We start from the raw sequence: 23011 nt of genomic DNA, 5'->3' as shown, positions 1-23011 counted from the left end.
TTTCTGTATTGCGCAAGTAAAAATAAAAAAACCTCTTCGAAAAGAAGAGGTTAGTAGACTAACGACTTCTTATCGGTCAGCTATTGCTGCAAGAATTAGCACCGTGCCTTACTGGATTTGAATCCAGGCGCAAAATTTGCGCCCCGTCTCACAACGGTATTACGGTCGGTTGCCGGGTTTCATCGGGCTTGCCCCTCCACCTGCTCTTGATAAGAAACCTAAAAGGTTTATATAAAGTTTTGAAAGTTTCGATTTAAACAATTTGGATTATCGCAAGAAAAAAATAAAAAGTCAATACATTTTTTCTGTTGGTGATTTTGGGCGGACACACGATCCGTTATTTGGCCAAAAACAGCCTATTTTAAGTGGTTCGCGGACAGAGGATCCGTTATTTAATAAAATCCAGCCAAAAAAGGCGCCAAAATGGACGAATAACGGAACCAGAGTCCGGCTCCTCCCCGAAAACCGGCATTTTTATACAAATAACGGAACCAGAGTCCGTATAAAAAAATTGGCGGACACACGATCCGTTATTTGGCCAAAAACAACCTATTTTAAGCTTTTTGCGGACAGAGGATCCGTTATTTAATAAAATCCAGCCAAAAAAGGAGCCAAAAAGAGAGAATAACGGAACCAGAGTCCGGCTATCCACCGAAAACCAGCTTTTTTACACAAATAACGGAACGAGAGTCCGATCTACCTTAAAACAAAGACGTCCGCTTAATCCGTTCCGCAGCTTCCCTCAATCTTTCTTCAGAGGTCAATAAACCAGCGCGAACATATCCTTCACCATGTGTACCGAATCCAACACCCGGTGCAACCACAACATGCGCTTTTTCCATCAAGATATCTGAGAACTCTTGTGACGTTAGTCCTTCAGGAACCTTCAACCAAGCAAAGAAGGACCCTGGCGGAGATTGAACCTCCCAACCAATGTCATGGAGAGAAGAAATAAAAACGTTTCTTCTAGATTCATAGGTTGCACGGAGCTCATGGACACAGTCCTGGGACTCAAGCAAAGCAGTAGCTGCAGCCTCTTGAACAGCTCCGAATAAGCTGACATACATGTGATCCTGATAGAGCTCCAATGCTTCAATCACACTCTTATTCCCAACCGCAAAGCCAACGCGCCAGCCAGCCATATTAAACGTTTTAGACAAAGTATAAATCTCAACACCAATATCTTTTGCGCCTTCTGTTTGTAAAAAGCTAGGTGGTTTTACACCATCGAAACCGATAGCGCCATACGCAAAATCATGGACAACGCAAACTTCATTTTCTCCAGCCCAACTCACTGTTTTTTCAAAGAACTCGGGTGTAGCCACTGCACCAGTCGGATTGTTAGGATAGTTCAAAAACATGAGTTTTGCCTTCTCACTAACAGTAGACGGGATATCTTCATAAACAGGTAGAAACTGATTTTCTTCAAGAAGAGGCATGGTATGCATTTCTGTCCGAGACAACGTGATGCCTGACCAATAATCCGGATATCCAGGATCAGGTACGAGAACGGTATCACCTGGATTGCACAAGCAAGAAGGTAGCACCACAAGCCCAGCTTTTCCACCAAACAAAACAGCTACTTCTGTCGCTGGATCTAGTTTGACCCCGTATTCACGTTCATAGAAAGTGGCAACTGCCTCTTTTAAAAACATGTGCCCACGAAATGGAGAATACTTATGATGTAAAGGGTTCACAGCAGCTTCTTGAAGGGCCTTTACGATATGGGGTGGAGTCGGAAGGTCCGGGTTTCCTTGTCCTAAATTGATAATATCGTGTCCTTCAGCAGTTAGCTTCCCTACTTTTTGAACGAGTGAAGCAAAGAACTGCTTGGGTAATTCTTTTAATAAATCCGAAGAAGGGTAATGTACCAATAAAGACACCTCTTTTTAGTTTTTAAAAGATAAAAGGGTTCATGTAAGTTACAATTTTCCCAAAATTATTCCTTTTCAAATTCTAGTTACAAATGGTATAACTTAAAATGCAAACTGTAAAGAGTCAGATTCAAAAAAGGAGGATAAAATCTCATGAAAATTGGTTGTATTCAAATGGATATTGCTTTTGGAAACCCTGAAGAAAATTTCTCAGAAGTCGAGAAATGGGTTCGAAAGGGAGCAGAAAGTGGCCACGACCTCCTTGTTTTACCAGAGCTATGGACCACTGGTTATGACTTGACCAGATTAGATGAAATTGCAGATAAAGAGGCCAAAACTTCAATAGACTTTTTGAAAAAATTAGCGGCAAAATGGAAGGTCCACTTAGTTGCAGGGTCTGTTGCCAATGAAACTGAGGGCGGTGTGGAGAATACACTCCTTGTCATAAATAATCAAGGTGAACACATAAAGTCATATAGTAAGCTTCATCTTTTCAAACTGATGGATGAGCACCTTCACTTGAAGGCTGGAGTGGAGGACGGTCATTTTGAGCTAGAGGGCTTACCAAGTGCTGGCTTCATCTGTTATGATATCCGTTTTCCTGAATGGCTCCGAAAGCACGTGGTGGAAGGTGCACAAGTATTGTACGTTGTGGCAGAGTGGCCATTACCTCGCATTGAGCACTGGAAAAATCTATTAGTTACGCGTGCCATCGAGAACCAAGCATTCGTCATCGCATGTAACCGGGTAGGCGAGGATCCGGCCAATACATTTGGTGGTCACTCGCTTATTATCAATCCATGGGGCGAAATTTTGGCTGAAGGTGGAACAGAAGAAGGAATTGTTTCAGCGGATGTAGATTTTTCAACAATCAACGATATCCGTAAGCGAATCCCGATCTTTGATGATCGTAGACCGGATTTGTACTAAGTGCAGTTTTTGGAGGAGATTGTACCTGTGAATCTGTGCTGTTTTTTCCAATAAAAGTAAGATTTGGAACAGAAACAGAAGATCTGAGCCGTTTCTTCCAGTAAAAGTAAGAATTGGCACAGAAGCAAAAGAATCCGTTCCATATCTTCCAGTAAAAGTAAAATTTGGAACAGAAGCAATAGAATCCGTTCCATATCTTCCAGTAAAAGTAAAATTTGGAACAGAAACAAAAGTATCCGTTCCGTATCTTCCAGTAACAGTAAAATCTAGAACAGAACTATCTAACCATTATCCTAAAAAAAATGATTGACAACAAAATTCATCACTTGGTATGATTCTCATCAAGTGATTTAAAAAATCTAAAAGTTTAATATCTTCTCTTATCAAGAGTAGGCTGAGGGATTTGGCCCGATGAAGCCCAGCAACCGACCGTAATACCGTTGTGAAACGGGGCGCGACTATTTTGCGCCTGGTACATAAACCAACAAGGCACGGTGCTAATTCCAACAGAAAGTGTATGCTTTCTGGTAGATAAGAGGTGCGAAATCTAATTTTCAAGCCTCTTTCTTGTGAGAAAGGGGCTTTTATTTTTTCAGTAAAAGCTCCTTAACGACTATATTTTCTAGTGAAAAAGGAGGAGTTCGGTATGGCGATACCAGCTCAAGTTGAACAGACTTATCAACCATTAACAGAATCAGCAGCAATCGAGCTTGCTTATCAATTAAATTTATTTAAAAATGACACTGTTCTGGAGAGTCGTGAAATCGGAGATGGGAATTTAAACCTAGTTTTTCATATTGTGGAGAAGGGAAAAGAGAAGGGGGTCATTATCAAGCAGGCCCTTCCTTATGCGAAAGTAGTGGGAGAAAGCTGGCCATTGTCTTTGAACCGTGCAGTCATTGAAGCGAATGCATTAAAGCTTCATGGAAAATATGCACCTGGACTTGTTCCTGAGGTGTATTACACGGATGATACGCTTGCGGTTACGGTAATGGAGGATTTATCACATCTAACGATTGCGAGAACAGGATTGATTCAAGGTGAAAACTATCCTTTACTTTCTGAGCATGTAGGACAATACCTTGCGAGAACCTTATTTTATACATCAGATTATGCATTAGACCCAGGTGAGAAAAAGGAATTGGCCAAAAAATTTGTGAATCCAGACCTATGTAAAATTACAGAGGATTTAGTACTCACCGACCCATTCTTTAACCACGATACGAATGATTTTGAAGATGGGTTACAAGAAGAAGTTCACAAATTGTGGGGAGACTTTTTATTAAAACTTGAAGTTGCGAAATTAAAGAAGACATTCCTCACAGAAGGGGAAGCGTTGATTCACGGTGATTTACATACCGGCAGTATTTTTGCGAGTGAAACGGAAACAAAAGTGATTGATCCTGAGTTTGCCTTCTATGGACCCATTGGATTTGATGTGGGGCAAGTATTTGCAAACTTACTATTTCAGGTGATTACGAGACCAGATGAAAATAGAGCTCCTATTATCAACCATATTGAAACTGTATGGGCCGTATTTAGAGAAGAATTCTCTCGTTGCTGGGAGCAAGACGGTCAGGATGTTTTCACAAAAACAGAAGGCTATTTAGACTATGTACTCGAAAAAATTTGGAAAGACTCAGTAGGCTATGCAGGCTGTGAGTTGATTAGAAGAACCATTGGTCTATCTCATGTTAAGGACCTAGATGGAATCGAGGATGAAAAGAGCCGATTAACAGCGAAGAAAAACACGATTAGACTAGGCCGCTCTCTTATTTTAAACAGAGAAAAAATTTCTTCAATTCAAGCGTTCAAGCAGGAAATCGCCTGGTTTAGTCAAGCATAAAGGAGTTTGATACAGCATGACAATTCAAACAGCAATACCGGTTTCAGTTGAATGGAAGGATGATCACATTCGGCTGTTGAATCAGCAGGCATTACCGGAAAGTACCGAATATATAGAGCTTACAACTATTCAAGATGTTTACGATAGTATTGTGACATTAAAGGTTAGAGGAGCTCCTGCCATAGGGATTACAGCTGCATTTGGTTTAGCTTTAGCGGCTCAGGGCTATGAAACCTCTGAACTAGCAGAGTGGAGAGCACAACTGAAGAAGGATCGAGATTATCTAGCAGAATCACGACCAACAGCTGTCAATTTATTCTGGGCTTTAGACCGAATGGTGCAATCTGTAGAATGCGCGCAAACCGTTAATGAAGCCAAAACGGAACTGATTCATGAAGCCATTCGAATCCAGGCAGAAGATGAGGCTATCTGCAGACAAATTGGGGAGCATGCTCTTTCCCTATTGAAAAATGGAGAAGCGGTGATGACCATTTGTAATGCTGGTTCCATTGCGACAGCACGTTATGGAACAGCGTTAGCTCCTTTTCATATCGGAAAAGAGAAGGGAATCGATTTTAAAGTATACGCATGTGAAACACGTCCTGTTTTGCAGGGGTCCCGTTTAACTGCTTGGGAGCTGATGCAATCAGGTGTGGACGTTACTCTCATCACAGACAATATGGCTGCCCATACAATGAAGACGAAGGATATTAAAGCGGTTATTGTTGGGGCTGACCGCATTGTAGCCAATGGGGACACAGCCAATAAAATTGGTACGTTTGGTTTGGCGGTTTTAGCTAAAGAATTCAATATTCCGTTTTATGTGGCTGCGCCGCTTTCTACTTTTGATGTGACGATTGAAAGTGGAGAGGAGATTCCGATAGAGGAACGTGCGCCTGAAGAGGTGACTGAGATCCAAGGCGTGAAGACAGCCCCAGAGAATGTGCAGGTGTTTAACCCAGCGTTTGACGTGACGCCAAATGAATATATAACGGCCATTATTACTGAAAAAGGTGTTGTTCAGGCACCATTTGCGGAAGGGATTCAGATGTTGTTTTCGGAGTAGGGGGTAGAGTGCGGATTCATCCTCTGAGTTCTGAAAAGAGGTGCTTGAGTTCTGAAAAAGGGGCTTGAGTTCTGAAAAGAGGTGCCTGAGTTCTGAATTGTGGTGTCTAAGTTCGGATAACGGGTATCTGAGTTCTGATAACGAGTGTCTAACTTCGGATAACTGGTATCTGAGTTCGGATAAAGAGTGTCTAACTTCGGATAACTGGTATCTGAGTTCGGATAAAGAGTGTCTAACTTCGGATAACTAGTATCTGAGTTCGGATAAAGAGTGTCTAACTTCGGATAACTAGTATCTGAGTTCGGATAAAGAGTGTCTAACTCCGGATAACTGGTGTCTAAGTTCGGATAACGTGTACCTAACTTCGGATAACTAATCCAGCACACTATAAATCTTACAAAAAAAACGGCAGCTCCACTTTGGGGCTGCCGTTTGCTTATTCATTATTGAACGAGTGGGAAACCGAAACCTGAAGCGATGTCATCACCAGATGCAGCATGAAGCCCACCGTTTACATCATTGGCTTTTGCACGAGCTTGTAGCTCAGCTCTTAATTGAGTGTTAGACATGCTTGGGTTTTCTGCCCAGATTTTTGCAGCTAGACCAGAGATGTGTGGAGTCGCCATGGAAGTTCCACTAATAGTATTGTAGCTTCCATCTTTCCAAGTAGATTCGATCGCTCTACCAGGTGCTGATAATTCAACATCACCTTCACTGATAGAATAGTCTCCAGCTCCACCAGAAACCCCTCTAGAAGAGAAATCTGCTACACGGTAGTTTCCGTTTGCTTGCACATTCTCTAATGCTGCTACAGCAATAGCATCAGAAAGTCCACCCGGATAACCGATTGTTCCAGGGTTAGGACCGTCGTTTCCTGCAGCCGCCACAACTAGAGCTCCGTTGTCTACTGCATACGTTACAGCACTAGCAATTAAACTATCTTTTGAACTTGATCCTAGTGACATGGAGATAACCACATTGACACCTAGACGATTTCCTTCATCTGCAGCATGCTTAATCGCATTTGCAATATCATCGGAGTATCCAAATCCACTATTTCCTAAAACTTTGTAGGCCCAAAGTTTAGCATCAGGAGCAACCCCATATACACCTTGACCATCCGAGCCACCATCAGCTAATACTGTTCCAGCCACATGGGTACCGTGCCCATTCTTATCATCACATTTTCCATTGAGAATTGGAGAACGATTTTGACTGAAATCTTTACATTGTTCCACATTATTAACAAGATCCACGTGATCTGTGTAAGTTCCCGTATCTAGCACAGCTACACGGATGTTGTCTCCACCACTTGTAGCTTGAAGGTTTGAGTCATTATAAATGGCTTCCATTCCCCATGGTGTTTGATCAGATGGAGTTGTGGAGCGAGTTGCTTCTGCCTTTACATTTTCTAAATAAATTTTATCAACTAAAGAGATTTCTAGATTTTTATTTTTCTTTAGAGCCTCGTATTGCTTCGGGTTCACATTGGTTGTAAATCCTTTTTCATTAAAATCCCAACGAACACCGTATTTAGCTTTTAAGCTTGCTTTGTCCTTACTATCTTTTGGCTGGATAAGTACTCTTAGATCCTCTGAAGTATTTAATTCTGGAGACACAGCTAAAGCGCTTGATGTGAAGCAAGAGATAAGAAGAATGATAGAAAGAAATACTAGATTTAACTTTTTCATGAATGAACCACTCCTTAAATTTTTTAGTTTGAATACGAACTACAACCGTGCAAGAGAGGTATGTACTCTAAGGCTGCGAACGGAAGGAACTCGTAAAACGATTGATGTCACCTCCTTTGTTTGAAAATTCAATCATATCGTAACACGGAGGGAGAACTTATTGTATTGGGAAAATGCATGGAAAAAGTGGAGAGCTAAAAGAGCTTTCTATGATTGGATTGGGCAATGGAAAAAGGAGGGAATGGCAATTTTTAGGATAGGAATAGAAGGGATTAAGGTATTTTCTTTGAGGGGATCAAGGCTAAACGTGCCCTTCCCAAGTCAAATCTGCACTAAGAGGGAACGCAACGAATCGAAACACGCCACCCCAAAACGAACTAGCAATTCTATTAGTTTATTAAATTTCCTCCCATTTTGATATTGGGAAAATTGGATAGAAAAACTGGGGATTAGACTGCGGAAAAATTATGAATTTTAACAATACAAAGAATCCTGAATGCTTGATACAGTGGATGTTGAGATGTTTCAGGCATCTTGAATCGGTAAAACCATTCAGGAAGGGGTTTTTAGTTTGAAGAAGAGAAGGTACAAATTTCTTGCGGCCATTTCTACAGCAGCTCTCGTTGCATCTTTAGCCGTCACACCAGGTAATCACACAACAGCATCCAACGGAGAGCTAACCTTTTTAGAGACAGGGAAGGTTCAAATGGATGTTGGGAAAAAGGGGTCTTTTGGAAAGGCACAGTTTTTAGTAGATACAACGGATGTGAAGATTCCAAAAGGCTTACAAAAAAAACTTGAGGTAGTACCAGAAGGGAATACGCTGTATGTCGTCCAGTTTGATGGACCGATCACAGAGGATAACAAAGCTGCTTTGACTAAGTTAGGTGTTGAAGTAGGAGATTATATTCCTGACTTTGCATTTATCGTAGATTCAAAGGGTGTAGATGTTAGTAAAGTGGAGGCCCTAGAGGATGTTTCCTCTGTTAAAGCATACCTTCCATTATACAAAATGGACCCGGCTCTATTTGAAAAAGGAGCATCTGAATTAGTAAAAGCTACGATTCATGATGTAAAGGGGAATGTGAAAGAAGTTCAGGCTAAAGGTTTAGAGGACCTTATTCAATATAGCTACCAAAATGATGTAGCCTTTATTACACAAGCACCTGAGTTTAAGCTAATGAACTCAGAGGGTGCAAAGATTATCGGAGTGAACACTTCCCAAGCCAATTACGGTTTAACTGGATCTGGTCAGACGGTTGCGGTTGCTGATACAGGTCTTGATACGGGGAGAAACGATAGCTCTATGCACGAAGCTTTTAGAGGGAAAATTACGGGGCTATATGCTTGGGGACGTACAGGTAATTCAAGTGATCCACATGGTCATGGGACACATGTTGCTGGATCGGTACTTGGAAATGGATCGATGGAAAAAGGAATGGCACCAGGCGCTAGCTTAGTGTTCCAATCTGTTATGGATAGTTCAGGTGGATTAGGAGGACTTCCATCTAACTTGAATAGTCTATTTTCTCAAGCTTATAATGCTGGAGCAAGAATCCACACGAACTCTTGGGGTGCTTCTGTAAATGGAGCTTACACAACATCATCTCAACAAGTTGACCAATACGTGTGGAATAACGATATGACTGTACTTTTTGCAGCTGGGAATGATGGTCCAAACAGCCGAACAATTGGCTCACCGGGTACTGCGAAAAACGCGATTACAGTAGGGGCTACTGAGAATTATCGTCCGAGCTTTGGATCCTATGCTGATAATCCTAACCAGGTAGCGAGCTTCTCTTCAAGAGGTCCTACTTCTGATGGACGTGTAAAACCAGATGTATCTGCACCAGGTACATTTATTCTTTCCGCTCGTTCATCACTAGCATCTGATTCTTCTTTCTGGGCAACTTACAATAGCAAGTATGCTTACATGGGTGGAACATCAATGGCCACTCCGATCGTAGCAGGTTCGGTTGCTCTTTTAAGAGAACATTACATGGAAAATAGAAGTGTAACGCCAAAACCTTCCCTATTAAAGGCTTCTTTAATTGCAGGTGCAACAAATGTTGGTGCAAGCTTTAATGATCAAGGATGGGGTAGAGTTGCATTAGATAAGTCACTGAACGTAGGTTATGTCAATGAGAGTCAAGCACTTTCTACTGGACAAACGGTTCGCTACTCCTTTACAGCTGATGGTAGTGATCCTTTAAGAATCTCTCTAGTTTGGACAGATTATCCAGGGAACCCATCAGCGTCTTATTCCCTTGTTAATGACTTAGATTTAGTGGTAACTTCTCCAAGTGGTCAAACGTATATTGGGAATGACTTCTCTTATCCGTATAACAACAATTGGGATGGCGTTAATAACGTAGAGAATGTCTTTATCAATACTTCTGAAAGTGGTACCTATACAATTGAAATCCAGGCGTACAACGTACCATCTGGTTCTCAGGACTTCTCTATAGCTGTATTAAACTAAAATAGCACACCTTTTCATTCCATCGACCTAGCAAAATGTATTGTTTTTAACAAAACCATGATTATTGTCCTATATGAAAATACCAAAATGATAAAATATTACTATCAGATTTTTCAGACTAATAGGAATAATTAGAGTATAATGATAGGTACACTATGTAATAGAGGTTGATGGAATGAAAATTGGTGAGAGAATTCGTTTTTATCGACATCAGCAAAATATGACCCAAGAAGAGTTGGCAAATGGTATTATCTCAGTTTCCTATTTATCTAAAATTGAGAACAACCAGAGCTTACCAAGTGAAGAGGTTATTGAACTGCTATGTAACCGATTAAATATTTTATTGGTAGATGAAACAGAGCCTAATCTCCTAGATGATTTAAAAGACTGGTATAAATCCATTGTCAATCAGGAAAAAGATAAGGCGGTTAGTGAGTATGCGAGGTTAAAAGAAGCAGTTGATCAACGAAATGATTCAACAAGTATGATTCATTTTCTTCTGTTTGAACTTCGATATCATCTACTGAATCGTGACCTAGGTTCAGCTCAAAAGCAGATAAAGCGAATTGAAGAAATCTCAACATTACTTACAGATGAACTTCTTTACTACTTTTTTAAGTTCCAAGGTTTACATGCCTACCTTCGCAGCCAGTATTCATCAGCTTATGATAAGTACAAGAAAGCGGAGGGTTTTTTGGCTAGTAACGTCTTTGAAAAGTGGGAAGAAGCTGATCTCTATTATTCCATTGCACTCACAAGCAGCCGTCTATGGAAAGTAAGTATTTGTCTTCGCTACACGAACCAAGCTCTGGCTATCTATCAGGCAGTTTATAACTTCAAGCGCAGTGCTGAATGTCAGCTATTACTTGGGATTTCTTTTCAACGGAGTGGAGAATGGAAAAAAGCAGAAGAAAGTCTACTGTTAACTAGTAAAATTGCTGAAACCTTAAATGATTCCAACCTGAGAGGAATGGTCCATCATAACTTAGGCTACCTGTTTTCTCTTCAGGAAAAATCAGAACAAGCCATTGAACATTATCTAAAAAGTATTGAATATAGGGAACAGAAGGATTACACCCGAAAACTGCATTCAATCTTTTCGTTGGTCATGGAGTACTATAAAACGAAAAATTATGAATTAGCAAAAGGATGGGTGAAACAGGCCCTTTATATCTTAGCAGAAATGGAAGAGGACCTTGTAGAGTATGAATACCATTTTAAGACCTATCAATATTTGCTATCGGACCCTCAGTCAGAAGAGTTTGAGTGTTTCTTAAAAGAAAAAGTTATTCCTTATTTCTCCGAACATAACATGTTTGAATACTTGGCAACTTATGCTGAAATCTTAGCCACCTATTATGAGAACTCATACCGTTATAAGTTATCATCTCATTATTTCAGGGTGTCTAATGATGCCCTAAGAAATATATACAAATTAATTTAAAGGAGAGGATTCATTATGAAAAAATGGTTTGCTGCTTTAGCTCTAGTGTTTGCTCTAGTTTCTGTTGCTGGAGGTCAAGCTTTTGCTGACCAGGCGGATCATCCAGATCCAACTAGCGGTCCTACTGTCAAATTTTAATCTCTAAATACTTAGACGAAAAAGGTCTCATTAGGTTACAGCCTAATGAGACTTTTTTAAATTTTTTTTATTTATTTTTTCTTCTTTTCAACAGCCTCTTTTAAAGGGTCACCTTGTAGTGCTTGTTCAGCTTCTTTAAGTGCACTTTCTTTCATGCGCTCTTGGTTTTTGCCTTGATTTTTTTGGAAATCTGCCATCATTATCACCTCACGTAAGAAATGTTCAAAGATAATATTATCTACTATGGCTGTAGTTATACATTTGCGTATTGTTATGATTTCCCGGTTCCATAATCTTGTCTATTTTGTATAATAAAGAAAGGGGATTTGTAAGCATTAACCAATTTTACGGTTACATGAACAGGGGGGATATAGGTGGATTGGTGGATTTATGTTATCAGCTATCTCAGTGGATCCATACCATTTGCACTTATTATCGGAAAGTATTTCTACAAGACTGATATTCGAGAACACGGTAGTGGGAACTTAGGAGCTACCAATGCATTTGCTACTTTAGGTCCAAAGGCAGGAGTAGGGGTATTTCTCGGCGATTGTTTAAAAGGGTTTTTACCTGTTTTAGCGGTCTTGTTTTATGGATTGGATGCTTCACCTTTACTTGTAGGAATGGTTGCGGTGTTAGGGCACTGTTTTCCAATCTTTGCAGGGTTTAGAGGAGGAAAAGCAGTCGCAACGTCAGCGGGTGTTTTATTAGCTTATAATCCAATTATGTTAATTGTTGGACTCGTCGTATTTTTCGGTATGATTTGGATTACAAAGTATGTTGTGTTTGGATCGTTGACTGCCCCGTTATCGATGGTGGTATATGCATTTATTGATCAGCATCAGTTCAATTTAATTGTGTTTAGTTTATTAACGCTTGGTATGATTTATTTACACCGCACTAATATCATGAATTTATATCATAAAAAAGAACCAACTATTTATGAAGGAAAAAAAGTGGTTTAAAGGAAAAGAGGCCGTCACTACGACTGGCCTCTTTTTTGCAATATACGGGGCTACTGCATCATGTTTTGATTCATTTGAGCAGTTTGAATAGGTGCATAGCTTTGCATCATTTGTGTCTGGTCTTGCATGCTTAACTGGGGTACTTGATAGTAATGGTGTTTATTCTGATATAAGAATAATTCGTATCCCAACTCAATAAAATTCGGGATACTGTCAGCAAACACACGTCTTAACACTGGGTTTGTTGTCTCTAATGCAGCCATGGTTGTTCCAGTACAAACTGATTTTACGGCAGATGCCAATAGGCTAGAAACACATTCCTCCGTAATATCTGATACCGTTTGTGCTGGTTTTTTTGGTTGTGATGGTTTTAAACCATACGTAACATCATGTGTTTGGTTCATGTTATAAGTGGTTGCTTGGATTGACGGTTTCTGACCAGTACTCAATGTCTCAACAACACGATTGTATTGGTTGGTGATAAATGATTGTTGTCGATCCATAATATTAAGTAGTTCCTGGTCTTTTACATATTGACGATACATCACGTATTGATCAATTGTACCTGTCAAACAAGAAATTACTTCATGTGCGTCAAATAACTCATGCCCACCATGATTTTGCTGTGGACCCACCTGGTCGGATGTACGTAGATTCCCTGTAGTCTGTTTTTGCTGCATATTTGTCATGTTTGTTTGTTGCTGCACGCGTACTACCCCCTATAAGCATTTGGATAAATGGCTTATCCATCATGTAGTATTTGAAATCTGTAAGTAAACATTCGAAAAGAAAAAGGGTATGGAGGAAAAAATATCATGTGTGTGGAGGATAGTGGTTGGTTGATTTATGCTTTCATCCATTACTCCATAAAATCCAGCATGAGCAAGACGCTCCCTTGCATAAAATGAAGTAGGACAAGATGGGGGGCAAAAGAAGTATGGATTTCATCATGGTATGTATACAATATATCGCAATTGGGTTGGGGCTAGTGGCGCCAGTCGGCCCTCTTAATATTGAATTATTTCATCGAGGATTACATCAAGGCTTTAAACAAGCCTGGTTATTGGGTCTAGGAGCATTATCAGTTCAAATTTTTTATATTTGGGTCATTTATTTCGGCTATTCAGGTTGGTTTTTACAACTAAAGGTAGAGTTGGTTGGTTATGCATTCGGTGCTTTTGTTCTTTTTTATTTTGGATTTTCACACTTGTTACAAGCTTTTTCAGTGGACACCCCAAGGCGAAATTCACCGATTCTAGCTGGTTTAGCCATTGCCTTTTTTAATCCTTTTCTCTTTGCCAATTGGTATCATCACTTTGGGTCAACATTAAACACATTGAGGGTTGAATTTTCTCCTGTGATGGTCTGGATTATACTCATATGCATGATGATAGGTGCTTTCCTCTGGTACACGAATCTGGCTTTTGTTTTTCACTTTTTGGGAACAAGGGTAAACTTCTCTCTTAAAAAAGGGCTTACTCTTATAGTTGGACTCATGCTTTTATGGTTCTGTTCTGTTTATATCAGGCGAATAGCTGAGATTACGTTACACTGGTGAGATGTCGAAAAATTTTCCTTCATTATCCTATACTCTTTTTTCCTATTTCAGAGTAAAATACTTTTGTTGTGCCTTTTTAAGTTTGAATTTCATATTTTAATAGACATAGTGAAAGATGAGGGAAGGAATAGATGAAATTCGTCACGTTTAATCCTTATCGGACGATTGGGATCCAGGATGTGACTTACATCAAACCCGAGAATATGTATCGGGAACTGGACACAGTCCTTGAAGCAGATGTTGTGTTGTTTCCAGAGTATTGGCAAGTAAACACTTTAGTGTATGGGTTGAAGAAAAGGATTTTTCCTTCAATTGAAACGTACCAAATTGGTCATACTAAAGTAGAGCAAACGAGGGTATTCCAAGGAATTTTTCCCGAACATGTCCCTTACACGCTTATAAAAGGTTCTGCAGCAGATATTGATCGCGATATTTTTGATGAAATGCCTGTACCCTTTATTGCAAAAGAAATTAGAAATAGTATGGGGCAAGGTGTTCATTTGATTCATGATAAACAAGACTTTTTACAATATGCCGTAAACAATGATGTGTGGTATGTACAAGAGTACCTTCCAATTATGAAAGATTTACGCATTGTTTGGGTTGGTAATAAAGTGATTGAAGCATACTGGCGCGTCAACCAAGGCCATGACTTCCTAACAAACGTGTCTCAGGGTGGAATTATTTCCTATGAAAATATCCCAATGGAGGCCATTCAGTTAGTTGAAAAAGCCGCGACTACACTAAACATTGATCATGCTGGCTTCGATATTGCGCAAGTCGGAGAAAAGCTGTATTTCTTTGAAATCAATGTGATGTTTGGAAACCAAGGTATCCGTGACCGCCAATATACAGATGCCATTCTTGAGTATTTACTTGGGGAAAGGCCCATTATATTACCAGCATAATGAAAAAGTGGTTCTGGACATTCTCCAGACCCATTTTTTTATTATTAACGAAATTATAAAGTCGCCTATTCGAGGCGCATGCGCATTTTTTATCTTCCTCGGTGAATCAATTGCGGAAATGCGTTTGAATCGTTACAATATAGGAGATTCTAAAAAGTGAATGAGTACATAAGGAGGATTTTCCATTGAATATTGGTTTAATCGGTCTTGGAAAAATGGGCTATAATTTAGCTTTAAATATGAAGGATCACGGACACAACGTAATTGCGACAGACGTTAATGCAGAAGCAGTTGCTAAAATCGGACAAGAAGGAGTTACAACATACGCTTCTAATAAAGAACTAGTTGATGCGCTTCCATCACCAAAAGTCGTATGGCTTATGGTACCAGCTGGGGATATTACAGAGCAAGTCGTCGAAGAAGTAGCTGGGTATATGACAGAAGGTGACATCATGATTGATGGTGGGAACTCTAACTATAAAGATACGTTACGTCGCGGGGAAATGTTAAAACAAAAAGGAATCTACTTTGTGGATTGTGGTACAAGTGGCGGTATGGAAGGTGCTAGACATGGTGTTTGTACGATGATTGGTGCTGACCCAGAGGCTTGGAAACATGTAGAAGGTCTGTTCCGCGACATTTCTATAGAAAACGGCTACCTTTACACTGGAAATCCAGGAAGTGGTCACTTCTTAAAGATGGTACATAACGGTATTGAGTATGGTATGATGCAAGCAATTGCTGAAGGCTATGAAATCCTAGATAAAAGTCAATTCGACTATGACTATGAGCAAGTATCGAGAGTATGGAATAATGGTTCTGTTATTCGCTCTTGGTTAATTGAGTTGATGGAGAATGCATTTAAAAAGGATCCTAAGCTTGAAGGAATCCGTGGTGTTATGCAATCATCTGGTGAGGGTAAATGGACGGTTGAAACTGCACTTGATTTACAAGCGTCAGCTCCAGTTATTGCCCTTTCACAGTTTATGCGTTATCGTTCTCTTGAAAATGATACGTTCCACGGTAAAGTTGTTGCGGCTCTTCGTAATGAGTTCGGTGGGCATGCTGTTGTAAAAAGCGAATAGTATTAAATAAAAGAGGCTACCTATTGGTGGCCTCTTTTTAAATAACTCCAAGTAAATCAAATATAATAATCCCAAACAAAACTACCAACGGACCTACTAATAGCACCCACCCCATTGGTCTTCCTAAGTTGACGGTCCAACCAACTCCAACTCTTTTTTCAACAATAAGGGAGGGGTCTTCCTTATTAAAATAAAATTGGCCCATAATCCAAAATTGATCGTCGTCTCTATGGATGACTTTACTATGTGCATCCATCTCTTCTTTCATATACCGACTTCCGCTTTGCCCGTATTTGAAGGAGAGAATCATAACCCATGCTAGGACTAGGAAAGTGTAAATCATTGAGCTAGGAAAAATCCAACTTGAATCCCAAATATTTAGGATGGATAGTTGTATGAATAAAAAAAGAATGGTTAATCCGAGGGATGAAAAGATAAAGAACGTTCCCCATTTTTTTCGAAAGATTTGTCCCTGAAGCTTGGATAGCTCTGGTTGTTCCGGGTTCATTTTTAATTTTGCTTTATAGATCACTCTGTGAAGCCAAGCAAAAAGAATAATGAAAAGTACCTGAATGAAAGGTAAAGATAAGACACTCAACCAGGTCTTGCTCACATAGTTATCGGCTTCCCCCTGTGCATTAAAGTGAATGGGAATCTGATTAGGTAACTCCTTGTATAGGGATATAGAAATAATAATGGTGATAAACGTAACAAATCCATGAAGGATAAACCAAAGCATTGAACTCTTTGGAAAATCTTTTCTAGAAGTGGTATCTACAACAACAACTTCACTCTTCTGCTCCTTCCAATCTGAGTTCGCCTTCCAAACTTTAATCCTTTTGTAGGATTGATAAAAAGTCCATGTGCTGAGCCCGAGATATAAGAAAATTAATAAAACTAAAATTAACCCCATTAGTGCTTCATTTTCAAGTTGGAAAGGAAACCAGAGTAAGCCGCTTAATCCGATAGCCCAAATAAGATTCCATTTACGATAAACGGTTTTCTCTTTTTTAATAATGGAATCATTTTGGTAGGTTTTTGGTACCTTTACACCAAATGCCGTGTCATGCTGTGATAATTCCGGTAAAAAATAAATAATTACAAAAGCGGGAATCAAGCTAAGGGTAACATGTAGGAACTCAGTCATTTTTATTTCCTCCAATCTTTTCTTCCATTAGCTGATTTATTAATGTCAGCATTTCAGAATTTGTTATACCCCGACTCTTTGCTTCAAATAGAATAGGCAATAGTTTCTGCTCTATTCGCCTATAAAAATCGTTAGAATCACCAGTCGGTTTCTCTCTAACTAAAGCACCTTTTTTCTTCAAGATTTCAATAAAGCCCATATCTTGAAGCTGTAAATAGGCTTTCCGAACGGTATGCATATTGATATTTAAATCAGAAGCTAATTCTCGCATGGAAGGCAATAGTTCACCTGAACTTAAAGTACCGTCTCCAACTCCCTTAATCACCCCTGTAACGATCTGCTCATAAATAGGTATTTCGGAACCAAAATCAATGTACAACAACATGTGAATCAGTCCTCATTGTTTTATATATTGTTATATACGTAGTAGAACAGATGAAGGTTTCAAAAATATAAAGCAATAAATTTCCATTATGGATATATGCATTTATTAAAGGGTAGTTTAGTGGAAGAGACATCGAGATACTTGGGGGCAAGCTGGGGAGAGATTACTCTTTTAGGGTAAAAATAAATAAAGCGCAGGGATTCATTCCTGCGCTTTTGTTCGGTCCTCTATCTTTAGAAATTTTAACATTCGATGGTAGGGACATTTTGAAAGAGAAGTGTCGTCATCTCTTAAAAAATATTGTCGCCATTCATAATTGTCTTCTTCGCCGTAGGTATTCAAATCTGGGTGAATGGAGATGGAATCATACTTGGCTAACCTTTCCCTAACCTTTTTTTTGATTCGAGCTGCTAAAGAAGGGTTTCTATTGAATTCTTGGAGGACCCAACGTGGAGTTATAGCAAGCATCATATGCTCAAAATGCCTACTTTGTCTATTTTTATGAGCAGGAGTAGCACAGTACATAAAATAAGGTTCACCGCAGTAACAATATTCCCATATTGGATTATGAGGGTCGGTGGGAATTTTTTCTGGCCAAGCTTCTCCATCTATTGCACTTAATTCACTGAGATGTTTCCAGAAGAGCTGTTCATATTGTTCTACACTAAATTCTTCTTTAATAGCTTGAGGTGTCTCATAGAATACAATGAGAGAGGTATATTTGCCATAATCCCTGGAAAATTGGGTGAATTCGTTAAGGGCTTCTGATAGCTTATGTGTGGAAGCACCTTCTCTTGGGTCCCCAATAAAAACATATCTTAACTGGTTTAAGGAATAGCCTATTGTTGCCGGGATACAAGGAAATGGCTTCTCTTTATTCGTCATTTTCGACTCAAATAATTCAAGGGCTGTCCTTTCCCATTTCTCTAATGTATTCCTTTGTGATGGACTATCCGTATATAAATGTTTGATGGTTACCACCTCATTCCTAGCTCTTACAATGTATTCAAGCCGTGTGGAATGCGGAGTATGTCCAAGTTGAAATGGGCATTCGCAAATTACTAAATAAAGGCTGAATCATTTTAGGATTCAGCCTTTATTGTGCCAATTGCAACTTTTGCTTTTAATTCAGTTCCAAGTAAAATGAGCGATTGATTAATTCTCCAAACATAGTAAAGATGATGGATCAAATCACGTCCAGATTTTCTTTGACCAGGAGCTAGCCTCTCAATTTTTTCTCTTTCTACTTCAAGCTGGTAAAGGGTGGAGGAATGAATGCTTCCTTTAATTAACTGGCTCATTTCATTCATATTATGCTCAAGCTTCTTCTCAATTTGGTTGAAAACCTCAATTAGTTCTTCAGGATACTCAAAGTCTTTTCGGTAAGAAGAAGCTACTAAGTGCCTTGCATAATAGTTTATGGCTGTAAGGACCGTAATCCATCTAGTAATATCTCCGTACAGAAGTGACTCTGGCCGTTGGGTAATAGAATGAGATTCCTCCCGTATGGTTTGTAATTTTTGCTCCAATTGAAAGGCACTTCCGGAGAGTTCCTTCACCTTAACATCTTCTCTAAAGCTTCTAACATATGATGTAACATATGGTTTTAATTCCTCGAAATAATCACTTATTGATTCTGCAACCTTATCCTTTGTTTTTTTAGGGAAAACGACAAACGATACTCCTAGAGCAATTGCTGCCCCAACAATGGTATCTACTACCCGTGCTCCAATGAGAGAAAAGGTTATGCCACCTAAAAGTAAATCATACATAAATGCAATGAGCATGGTGATAAACATACTCATTAGCGTATACGATACTGCAAACAGATAAAAAGCGAGAAAAACGACGACAAATATTAAAATAACTTCTATGAGCGATTGCCCAGTTAGGGCTTTTGCTAAAACAAAACCGATAATTGCTCCAATAATGGTACCTAATGAGCGCTGAAAGCCCTTTGTGTAAATTCGGCCAATAGACTCCGTTCCAAGTAGCACGATAAATGCAGTAAGCAGAACCCAATATGGTTGGGTAGGTGAGGTCATTTGACCAACGATAATTGATAGGACTGCAGCGACTAAGGCTTGGAACGCTTTTTTAGTAGTTGGCTGTAATGTTTTTTCTTTCTTGAGTGGTTCCTCTTTAGGAAGTTTATCAGCTTCTTGCGCCTCGGTTTCGATTTTATTTTCAGGTTTTGGTTGATAAAGTGCCTGTTGAATGATGAAGGCACCCTCAATAACGTGGTTTGCGATTGACTCAATCCGCCGAATCAGAAAGATCCATCCTTTTGGTTCATGATTTTGATTTAATAAATCGATGATGGTGAGGCGAAGTGCCTGCAGCGCTAGTTCAGCTTCCCTTATATTTTGTTCTTCATAATTAGGAGCAAGGACTTCTGCATCACGAAGTGCCTCTGTAACCCAAACGAGCATATGTCTTAACTCGTCCAGCTCTAGCGCTTCAGCCTTCTTTAAACTTCTCATGGCATCCGTTAGTGTTTCAATAAGCATACCGGTGTCGAAAATATAAAGCCTTAGCTGAGTAGGGGTTAACCCTGGCCAAGCTTCCTGAACATCGGCTTCATCAATATAACTTGAAACAATTCTCGCATATTCCCTTAGCTTCACGACGTTTTTTTGTAATTGGGATTGGTCCGGATCACTCAACCCCTTGTTTTTAATTCCTTTTATTAGAATGTTAAAGGTCAAGTTAATTTGAAAATGGAAGGAATGAATACTCCGTTTTAAATTTTTCCCAGTCCCTTGAAAAAATACAAAGTTAAAAGTAAAGGCATAAATAACCCCAATGGCAACCCCAAAGTAAAACCATGGTAGTTGCGCTATGCTTAAATTCAAAATGGAGGAGAAATACACGGTCATAAACCCGATCATCGAAAGAGAGAAATATCTAGAACCAAACCTTGAAAAGTAAAAACTGCTAAATGTAAAAAATATTAAGATTAGATCTATGTAGATGGTGGAGTTGGCAAATAAGGATCCAAGCGTAATGCCGAGCATAGCAGAAACGCCGAGAAGTGCAGTGGTTAGCTTCCTTTCGTTCTTCGTTTTATCCATCACAACCATGATTCCCATCAAACCTACCATCCCCGAAACAATAGAAGGGGTGAGGACAAGCTCCTGTTTCAATCCCTTTAATAGCAGTAAGGTTGTAAAGACGGAAGCGATTAAACTAACTGTTGCTCTTCCGGCCTTATGAAATCGTATAAGAGCAGGGTCTGAAGCTAATATTCTTTTGATCCATTGCTGTGAATGTAATGGTTTCATTGTGTCACCCAATCTTTTAGAGTTAATTAGAAAATTAGGGTGGAACTGTTTTTTTAACAGAAGATTCTAGGAAAAATGGGATGGAGCTGATTGTTTCTGTGCGGAATCTTCCTGAAAATGTAAAAAAAGAACGAGCTTGGTCGTTTTTGTGCCAAATCTTCCATAATAAGTAAAAAAAGGAATGAATCTGATTGTTTTTGTGCCAAATCTTCCTAAAAATGTAAAAAACGGAACAGACCTGGTCATTTTTGTTCCAAATCATCCAAAAAAAGTAAAAAATGGAATAAATCTAATTATTTCTGCTCCTATCCATCCAATAAAAGTAATCAACTGTTTAAACCGATTTTACATAGTTGCAAATATCTCCTTTTTATAGGGTTTCTCAATTACTATTAGGAATACCATCAAAAATGAGTTGAATCTTATTAGGCTCTATTTGTACTATGAAAGTAACAAAGGAAATAATGGAGGGATTATGATGTATGAACAATTAAAAGGGTTGTCTACGTTTGAACAGGTTGAACTTTTAACGAAAACACTCGTATCTTATCCTAGCTATAGCGGAACTGAAGGGGAGACCTTAAAAGCAAACGTCGTCCAAGAAATCATCTATTCCTTTCCTTATTTTCAACAGAGCCCAGAACATGTTTGGTCACAGTCAATTCTAGAAGATCTATACCAAAGGAAGAATGTCTTCGCTCTGATTCGTTCTAACAAAAAGACAAAACGGACCATTATTTTACATGCTCATATTGACACGGTTCATACATCTGATTATGGCGCTATTCAATCCATTGCCCATCAGCCAGACGCACTGCTCCGATATTTTAAACAAGACCATGTTCCAGAAGAGCTCAAGAAAGAAGCGGAATCTGGGGATTGGCTTTTTGGGAGAGGTTCGTTAGACATGCAAAGTGGGGTAGCTGTCCATCTAGCCAATATGCTATATTTTTCGGAGAATTTGGATGAACTAGAGGGGAACCTTCTATTTATTTTCAATCCCGATGAAGAGGCAGAACACGTAGGAATTAAAGCGGCGGTTAAGGAGCTTTATAGACTTTATAAGACCGAGAATTTTCAGTTTGAGTTGGCCATTAATAACGATTTTATTACCCCTCTATATGAAGGAGATCAAACGAAATATATTTACACGGGTACCGCAGGCAAGGTGCTACCGGCTTTTTATATACAAGGGCGTGAGTCACACGTAGGTGAAGCACTCACCGCCATCGATCCTACTGTCCTATCGTCAGAAATCGTAAGAAGAGTGGCGTACAATTTAGATTTTATGGAGGAGATCGATGGGGAGCATGTGATGCCTCCGTCTGTCCTACTACAAAGAGATGAGAAAGAAGCTTACAACGTACAGACTCCACTCTCAGCCACTCTTTACCTGAACTATTTTATTTATGAAAAGTCTATCCAGAATGTGATTTATGAATTAAAAGCTGTTACACAAGAGGTAGCAGAAGACATGTCAGCTAAGATGCAGAAAACATATGAGAGCTACTGTAGAGAGAGGAATATCGCAGAGAAATCAATTGATTGGAGTATAAAAGTTCAAACCTTTCAAGAGTTTGTGAAAGAGCTTGAGGATAGAGGGGTGAATACAACCGAAATCACCACAAGAGTTTTTGCGAGTAATGGGGAGCGGGATGCTCGACAGATTGCTTTTCGATTGATTAGAGAGCTAGTCGCTCATGACCCTGGTACTACACCGAGAATTATTGTATTTCTGGCGACTCCTTATTTACCGAATCATACGATTGAAAGAGATACGCCAGAGGGAAAGAGAATCATTGCGTCGATTGAAAAAGCAGCGAATGAAATTTCTGATGCTACAGGAGAACAATTCGCTATGAAGCGATTTTTTCCATTTTTAGCAGATGGGAACTTTCTGAATTTTAGTGGAAGTGAAACGGATCTTCAAATGTTAAGAGAAAACTTTCCGGCACAAGAGAAACTGTTTCCGATTCCATTTGATGAAATGAAAGAAATGCAAATCCCAGCTATCAATTTGGGTGTGTACGGGAAAGATGGGCATCGCTGGACGGAGAGGGTATACAAACCTTATTCATTTGAAACGCTACCATTGCTGATCCGGTCTGTTATAAAACATTTGTTTCGGGAGACAAAATAATTGATGGGTGGATGATAATTCCAGTAAGATAGATGTAGGGGACACGTTCTCCTATATCTTTTTTTAAG

At 39.4% G+C, this 23011-nt stretch carries 19 protein-coding genes and 2 riboswitches; of the genes, 11 read left to right on the top strand and 8 right to left on the bottom strand.

All coding sequences use genetic code 11. From position 1 onward, the window contains the following. Positions 1-66: 66 nt before the first annotated feature. Positions 67-216: riboswitch (SAM riboswitch) on the bottom strand. Between the two features lie 485 nt (positions 217-701). Further along, entirely contained in the window at positions 702-1874 is a 1173-nt protein-coding gene (locus tag ABDZ91_RS19710; RefSeq protein ID WP_343803015.1) for a pyridoxal phosphate-dependent aminotransferase, read from the bottom strand. 153 nt (positions 1875-2027) lie between these two features. Here ABDZ91_RS19710 and ABDZ91_RS19705 point away from each other — a divergent pair, with 153 nt between their 5' ends. The 3 genes from ABDZ91_RS19705 to mtnA all read left to right on the top strand — a co-directional run bounded on the left by ABDZ91_RS19705 (position 2028) and on the right by mtnA (position 5716). Beyond that, complete coding sequence (locus ABDZ91_RS19705) at positions 2028-2804, top strand: carbon-nitrogen family hydrolase (protein ID WP_343803012.1); 777 nt, start codon at positions 2028-2030, stop codon at positions 2802-2804. A gap of 377 nt (positions 2805-3181) precedes the next feature. After that, positions 3182-3342: riboswitch (SAM riboswitch) on the top strand. Positions 3343-3450: 108 nt separating this feature from the next. Beyond that, entirely contained in the window at positions 3451-4650 is a 1200-nt protein-coding gene (gene mtnK / locus ABDZ91_RS19700; RefSeq protein WP_343803010.1) for an S-methyl-5-thioribose kinase, read from the top strand. Positions 4651-4666: 16 nt separating this feature from the next. Next, a complete protein-coding gene (gene mtnA / locus ABDZ91_RS19695; protein ID WP_343803008.1) occupies positions 4667-5716 on the top strand; it encodes an S-methyl-5-thioribose-1-phosphate isomerase in 1050 nt (349 codons plus the stop codon). A 443-nt stretch (positions 5717-6159) separates the two neighbouring features. Here the strand turns inward: mtnA and ABDZ91_RS19690 are convergent, their stop codons facing one another. Further along, positions 6160-7407 (bottom strand): S8 family peptidase, encoded by a 1248-nt coding sequence (locus ABDZ91_RS19690; RefSeq protein WP_343803005.1) that lies wholly within the window; start codon positions 7405-7407, stop codon positions 6160-6162. 571 nt (positions 7408-7978) lie between these two features. On the opposite strand from ABDZ91_RS19690, the gene ABDZ91_RS19685 reads away from it, so the two are divergent. The 3 genes from ABDZ91_RS19685 to ABDZ91_RS19675 all read left to right on the top strand — a co-directional run bounded on the left by ABDZ91_RS19685 (position 7979) and on the right by ABDZ91_RS19675 (position 11471). Beyond that, the gene (locus ABDZ91_RS19685) at positions 7979-9889 is read left to right on the top strand and encodes a S8 family serine peptidase (RefSeq protein WP_343803002.1); all 1911 of its coding nucleotides are present in this window, start codon (positions 7979-7981) and stop codon (positions 9887-9889) included. 175 nt (positions 9890-10064) lie between these two features. After that, entirely contained in the window at positions 10065-11333 is a 1269-nt protein-coding gene (locus ABDZ91_RS19680; protein ID WP_343802999.1) for a tetratricopeptide repeat protein, read from the top strand. 15 nt (positions 11334-11348) lie between these two features. Continuing rightward, positions 11349-11471, top strand: a complete 123-nt coding sequence (locus ABDZ91_RS19675; protein ID WP_343802996.1) for a hypothetical protein — start codon at positions 11349-11351, stop codon at positions 11469-11471. Positions 11472-11542: 71 nt separating this feature from the next. Here ABDZ91_RS19675 and sspJ read toward each other — a convergent pair whose 3' ends face one another. After that, the gene (sspJ, locus tag ABDZ91_RS19670; RefSeq protein ID WP_343802993.1) at positions 11543-11668 is read right to left on the bottom strand and encodes a small acid-soluble spore protein SspJ; all 126 of its coding nucleotides are present in this window, start codon (positions 11666-11668) and stop codon (positions 11543-11545) included. A gap of 177 nt (positions 11669-11845) precedes the next feature. Here sspJ and plsY point away from each other — a divergent pair, with 177 nt between their 5' ends. Next, a complete protein-coding gene (gene plsY, locus ABDZ91_RS19665; protein WP_343802990.1) occupies positions 11846-12436 on the top strand; it encodes a glycerol-3-phosphate 1-O-acyltransferase PlsY in 591 nt (196 codons plus the stop codon). Positions 12437-12486: 50 nt separating this feature from the next. Here the strand turns inward: plsY and ABDZ91_RS19660 are convergent, their stop codons facing one another. Continuing rightward, positions 12487-13116 carry a spore coat protein gene (locus ABDZ91_RS19660; RefSeq protein ID WP_425541878.1) on the bottom strand — a complete coding sequence of 210 codons (630 nt, stop codon included), beginning with the start codon at positions 13114-13116 and terminating at the stop codon, positions 12487-12489. 257 nt (positions 13117-13373) lie between these two features. On the opposite strand from ABDZ91_RS19660, the gene ABDZ91_RS19655 reads away from it, so the two are divergent. The 3 genes from ABDZ91_RS19655 (at position 13374) to gnd (ending at position 15987) form a co-directional block, all read left to right on the top strand. After that, on the top strand, positions 13374-13994 hold the full coding sequence (locus ABDZ91_RS19655; RefSeq protein ID WP_343802988.1) for a LysE family transporter: 621 nt from the start codon (positions 13374-13376) through the stop codon (positions 13992-13994). Between the two features lie 131 nt (positions 13995-14125). After that, a complete protein-coding gene (locus tag ABDZ91_RS19650) occupies positions 14126-14902 on the top strand; it encodes an ATP-grasp domain-containing protein (protein ID WP_343802985.1) in 777 nt (258 codons plus the stop codon). 185 nt (positions 14903-15087) lie between these two features. After that, entirely contained in the window at positions 15088-15987 is a 900-nt protein-coding gene (gene gnd / locus ABDZ91_RS19645) for a phosphogluconate dehydrogenase (NAD(+)-dependent, decarboxylating) (protein ID WP_343802982.1), read from the top strand. 37 nt (positions 15988-16024) lie between these two features. Here gnd and ABDZ91_RS19640 read toward each other — a convergent pair whose 3' ends face one another. The 4 genes from ABDZ91_RS19640 to ABDZ91_RS19625 form a co-directional block, all read right to left on the bottom strand. Then, positions 16025-17134, bottom strand: a complete 1110-nt coding sequence (locus ABDZ91_RS19640) for a DUF1648 domain-containing protein (protein WP_343802979.1) — start codon at positions 17132-17134, stop codon at positions 16025-16027. Beyond that, positions 17127-17519 (bottom strand): GntR family transcriptional regulator, encoded by a 393-nt coding sequence (locus tag ABDZ91_RS19635; protein WP_343802976.1) that lies wholly within the window; start codon positions 17517-17519, stop codon positions 17127-17129. The genes ABDZ91_RS19640 and ABDZ91_RS19635 overlap by 8 nt, the downstream gene beginning before the upstream one ends. A gap of 201 nt (positions 17520-17720) precedes the next feature. After that, complete coding sequence (locus tag ABDZ91_RS19630) at positions 17721-18491, bottom strand: YqcI/YcgG family protein (RefSeq protein ID WP_425541877.1); 771 nt, start codon at positions 18489-18491, stop codon at positions 17721-17723. Between the two features lie 110 nt (positions 18492-18601). After that, entirely contained in the window at positions 18602-20803 is a 2202-nt protein-coding gene (locus ABDZ91_RS19625; RefSeq protein ID WP_343802970.1) for an FUSC family protein, read from the bottom strand. A gap of 475 nt (positions 20804-21278) precedes the next feature. Here ABDZ91_RS19625 and ABDZ91_RS19620 point away from each other — a divergent pair, with 475 nt between their 5' ends. Continuing rightward, on the top strand, positions 21279-22943 hold the full coding sequence (locus ABDZ91_RS19620) for a M20/M25/M40 family metallo-hydrolase (RefSeq protein WP_343802967.1): 1665 nt from the start codon (positions 21279-21281) through the stop codon (positions 22941-22943). The last annotated feature ends 68 nt before the right edge of the window (positions 22944-23011 follow it).

This window comes from Bacillus carboniphilus, from assembly GCF_039522365.1.
In the GTDB taxonomy this organism is placed as follows: Bacteria; Bacillota; Bacilli; order Bacillales; family JC228; genus Bacillus_BF; species Bacillus_BF carboniphilus.
Note: the sequence above shows the minus strand (reverse complement) of the source record. Positions and strands in the feature narration are given on the sequence as shown.

What these genes read in the sequence shown, in the direction of transcription:
- ABDZ91_RS19705 (WP_343803012.1), top strand. Translation starts at nt 2,028, where the DNA reads ATGAAAATTGGTTGTATTCAAATGGATATTGCTTTTGGAAACCCTGAA.
- sspJ (WP_343802993.1), bottom strand. Translation starts at nt 11,668, where the DNA reads ATGGCAGATTTCCAAAAAAATCAAGGCAAAAACCAAGAGCGCATGAAA.
- ABDZ91_RS19625 (WP_343802970.1), bottom strand. Translation starts at nt 20,803, where the DNA reads ATGAAACCATTACATTCACAGCAATGGATCAAAAGAATATTAGCTTCA.
- ABDZ91_RS19690 (WP_343803005.1), bottom strand. Translation starts at nt 7,407, where the DNA reads ATGAAAAAGTTAAATCTAGTATTTCTTTCTATCATTCTTCTTATCTCT.
- mtnA (WP_343803008.1), top strand. Translation starts at nt 4,667, where the DNA reads ATGACAATTCAAACAGCAATACCGGTTTCAGTTGAATGGAAGGATGAT.
- ABDZ91_RS19640 (WP_343802979.1), bottom strand. Translation starts at nt 17,134, where the DNA reads ATGACTGAGTTCCTACATGTTACCCTTAGCTTGATTCCCGCTTTTGTA.
- ABDZ91_RS19635 (WP_343802976.1), bottom strand. Translation starts at nt 17,519, where the DNA reads ATGTTGTTGTACATTGATTTTGGTTCCGAAATACCTATTTATGAGCAG.
- ABDZ91_RS19675 (WP_343802996.1), top strand. Translation starts at nt 11,349, where the DNA reads ATGAAAAAATGGTTTGCTGCTTTAGCTCTAGTGTTTGCTCTAGTTTCT.
- ABDZ91_RS19660 (WP_425541878.1), bottom strand. Translation starts at nt 13,116, where the DNA reads ATGCAGCAAAAACAGACTACAGGGAATCTACGTACATCCGACCAGGTG.
- ABDZ91_RS19620 (WP_343802967.1), top strand. Translation starts at nt 21,279, where the DNA reads ATGATGTATGAACAATTAAAAGGGTTGTCTACGTTTGAACAGGTTGAA.
- ABDZ91_RS19655 (WP_343802988.1), top strand. Translation starts at nt 13,374, where the DNA reads ATGGATTTCATCATGGTATGTATACAATATATCGCAATTGGGTTGGGG.
- mtnK (WP_343803010.1), top strand. Translation starts at nt 3,451, where the DNA reads ATGGCGATACCAGCTCAAGTTGAACAGACTTATCAACCATTAACAGAA.
- ABDZ91_RS19680 (WP_343802999.1), top strand. Translation starts at nt 10,065, where the DNA reads ATGAAAATTGGTGAGAGAATTCGTTTTTATCGACATCAGCAAAATATG.
- ABDZ91_RS19650 (WP_343802985.1), top strand. Translation starts at nt 14,126, where the DNA reads ATGAAATTCGTCACGTTTAATCCTTATCGGACGATTGGGATCCAGGAT.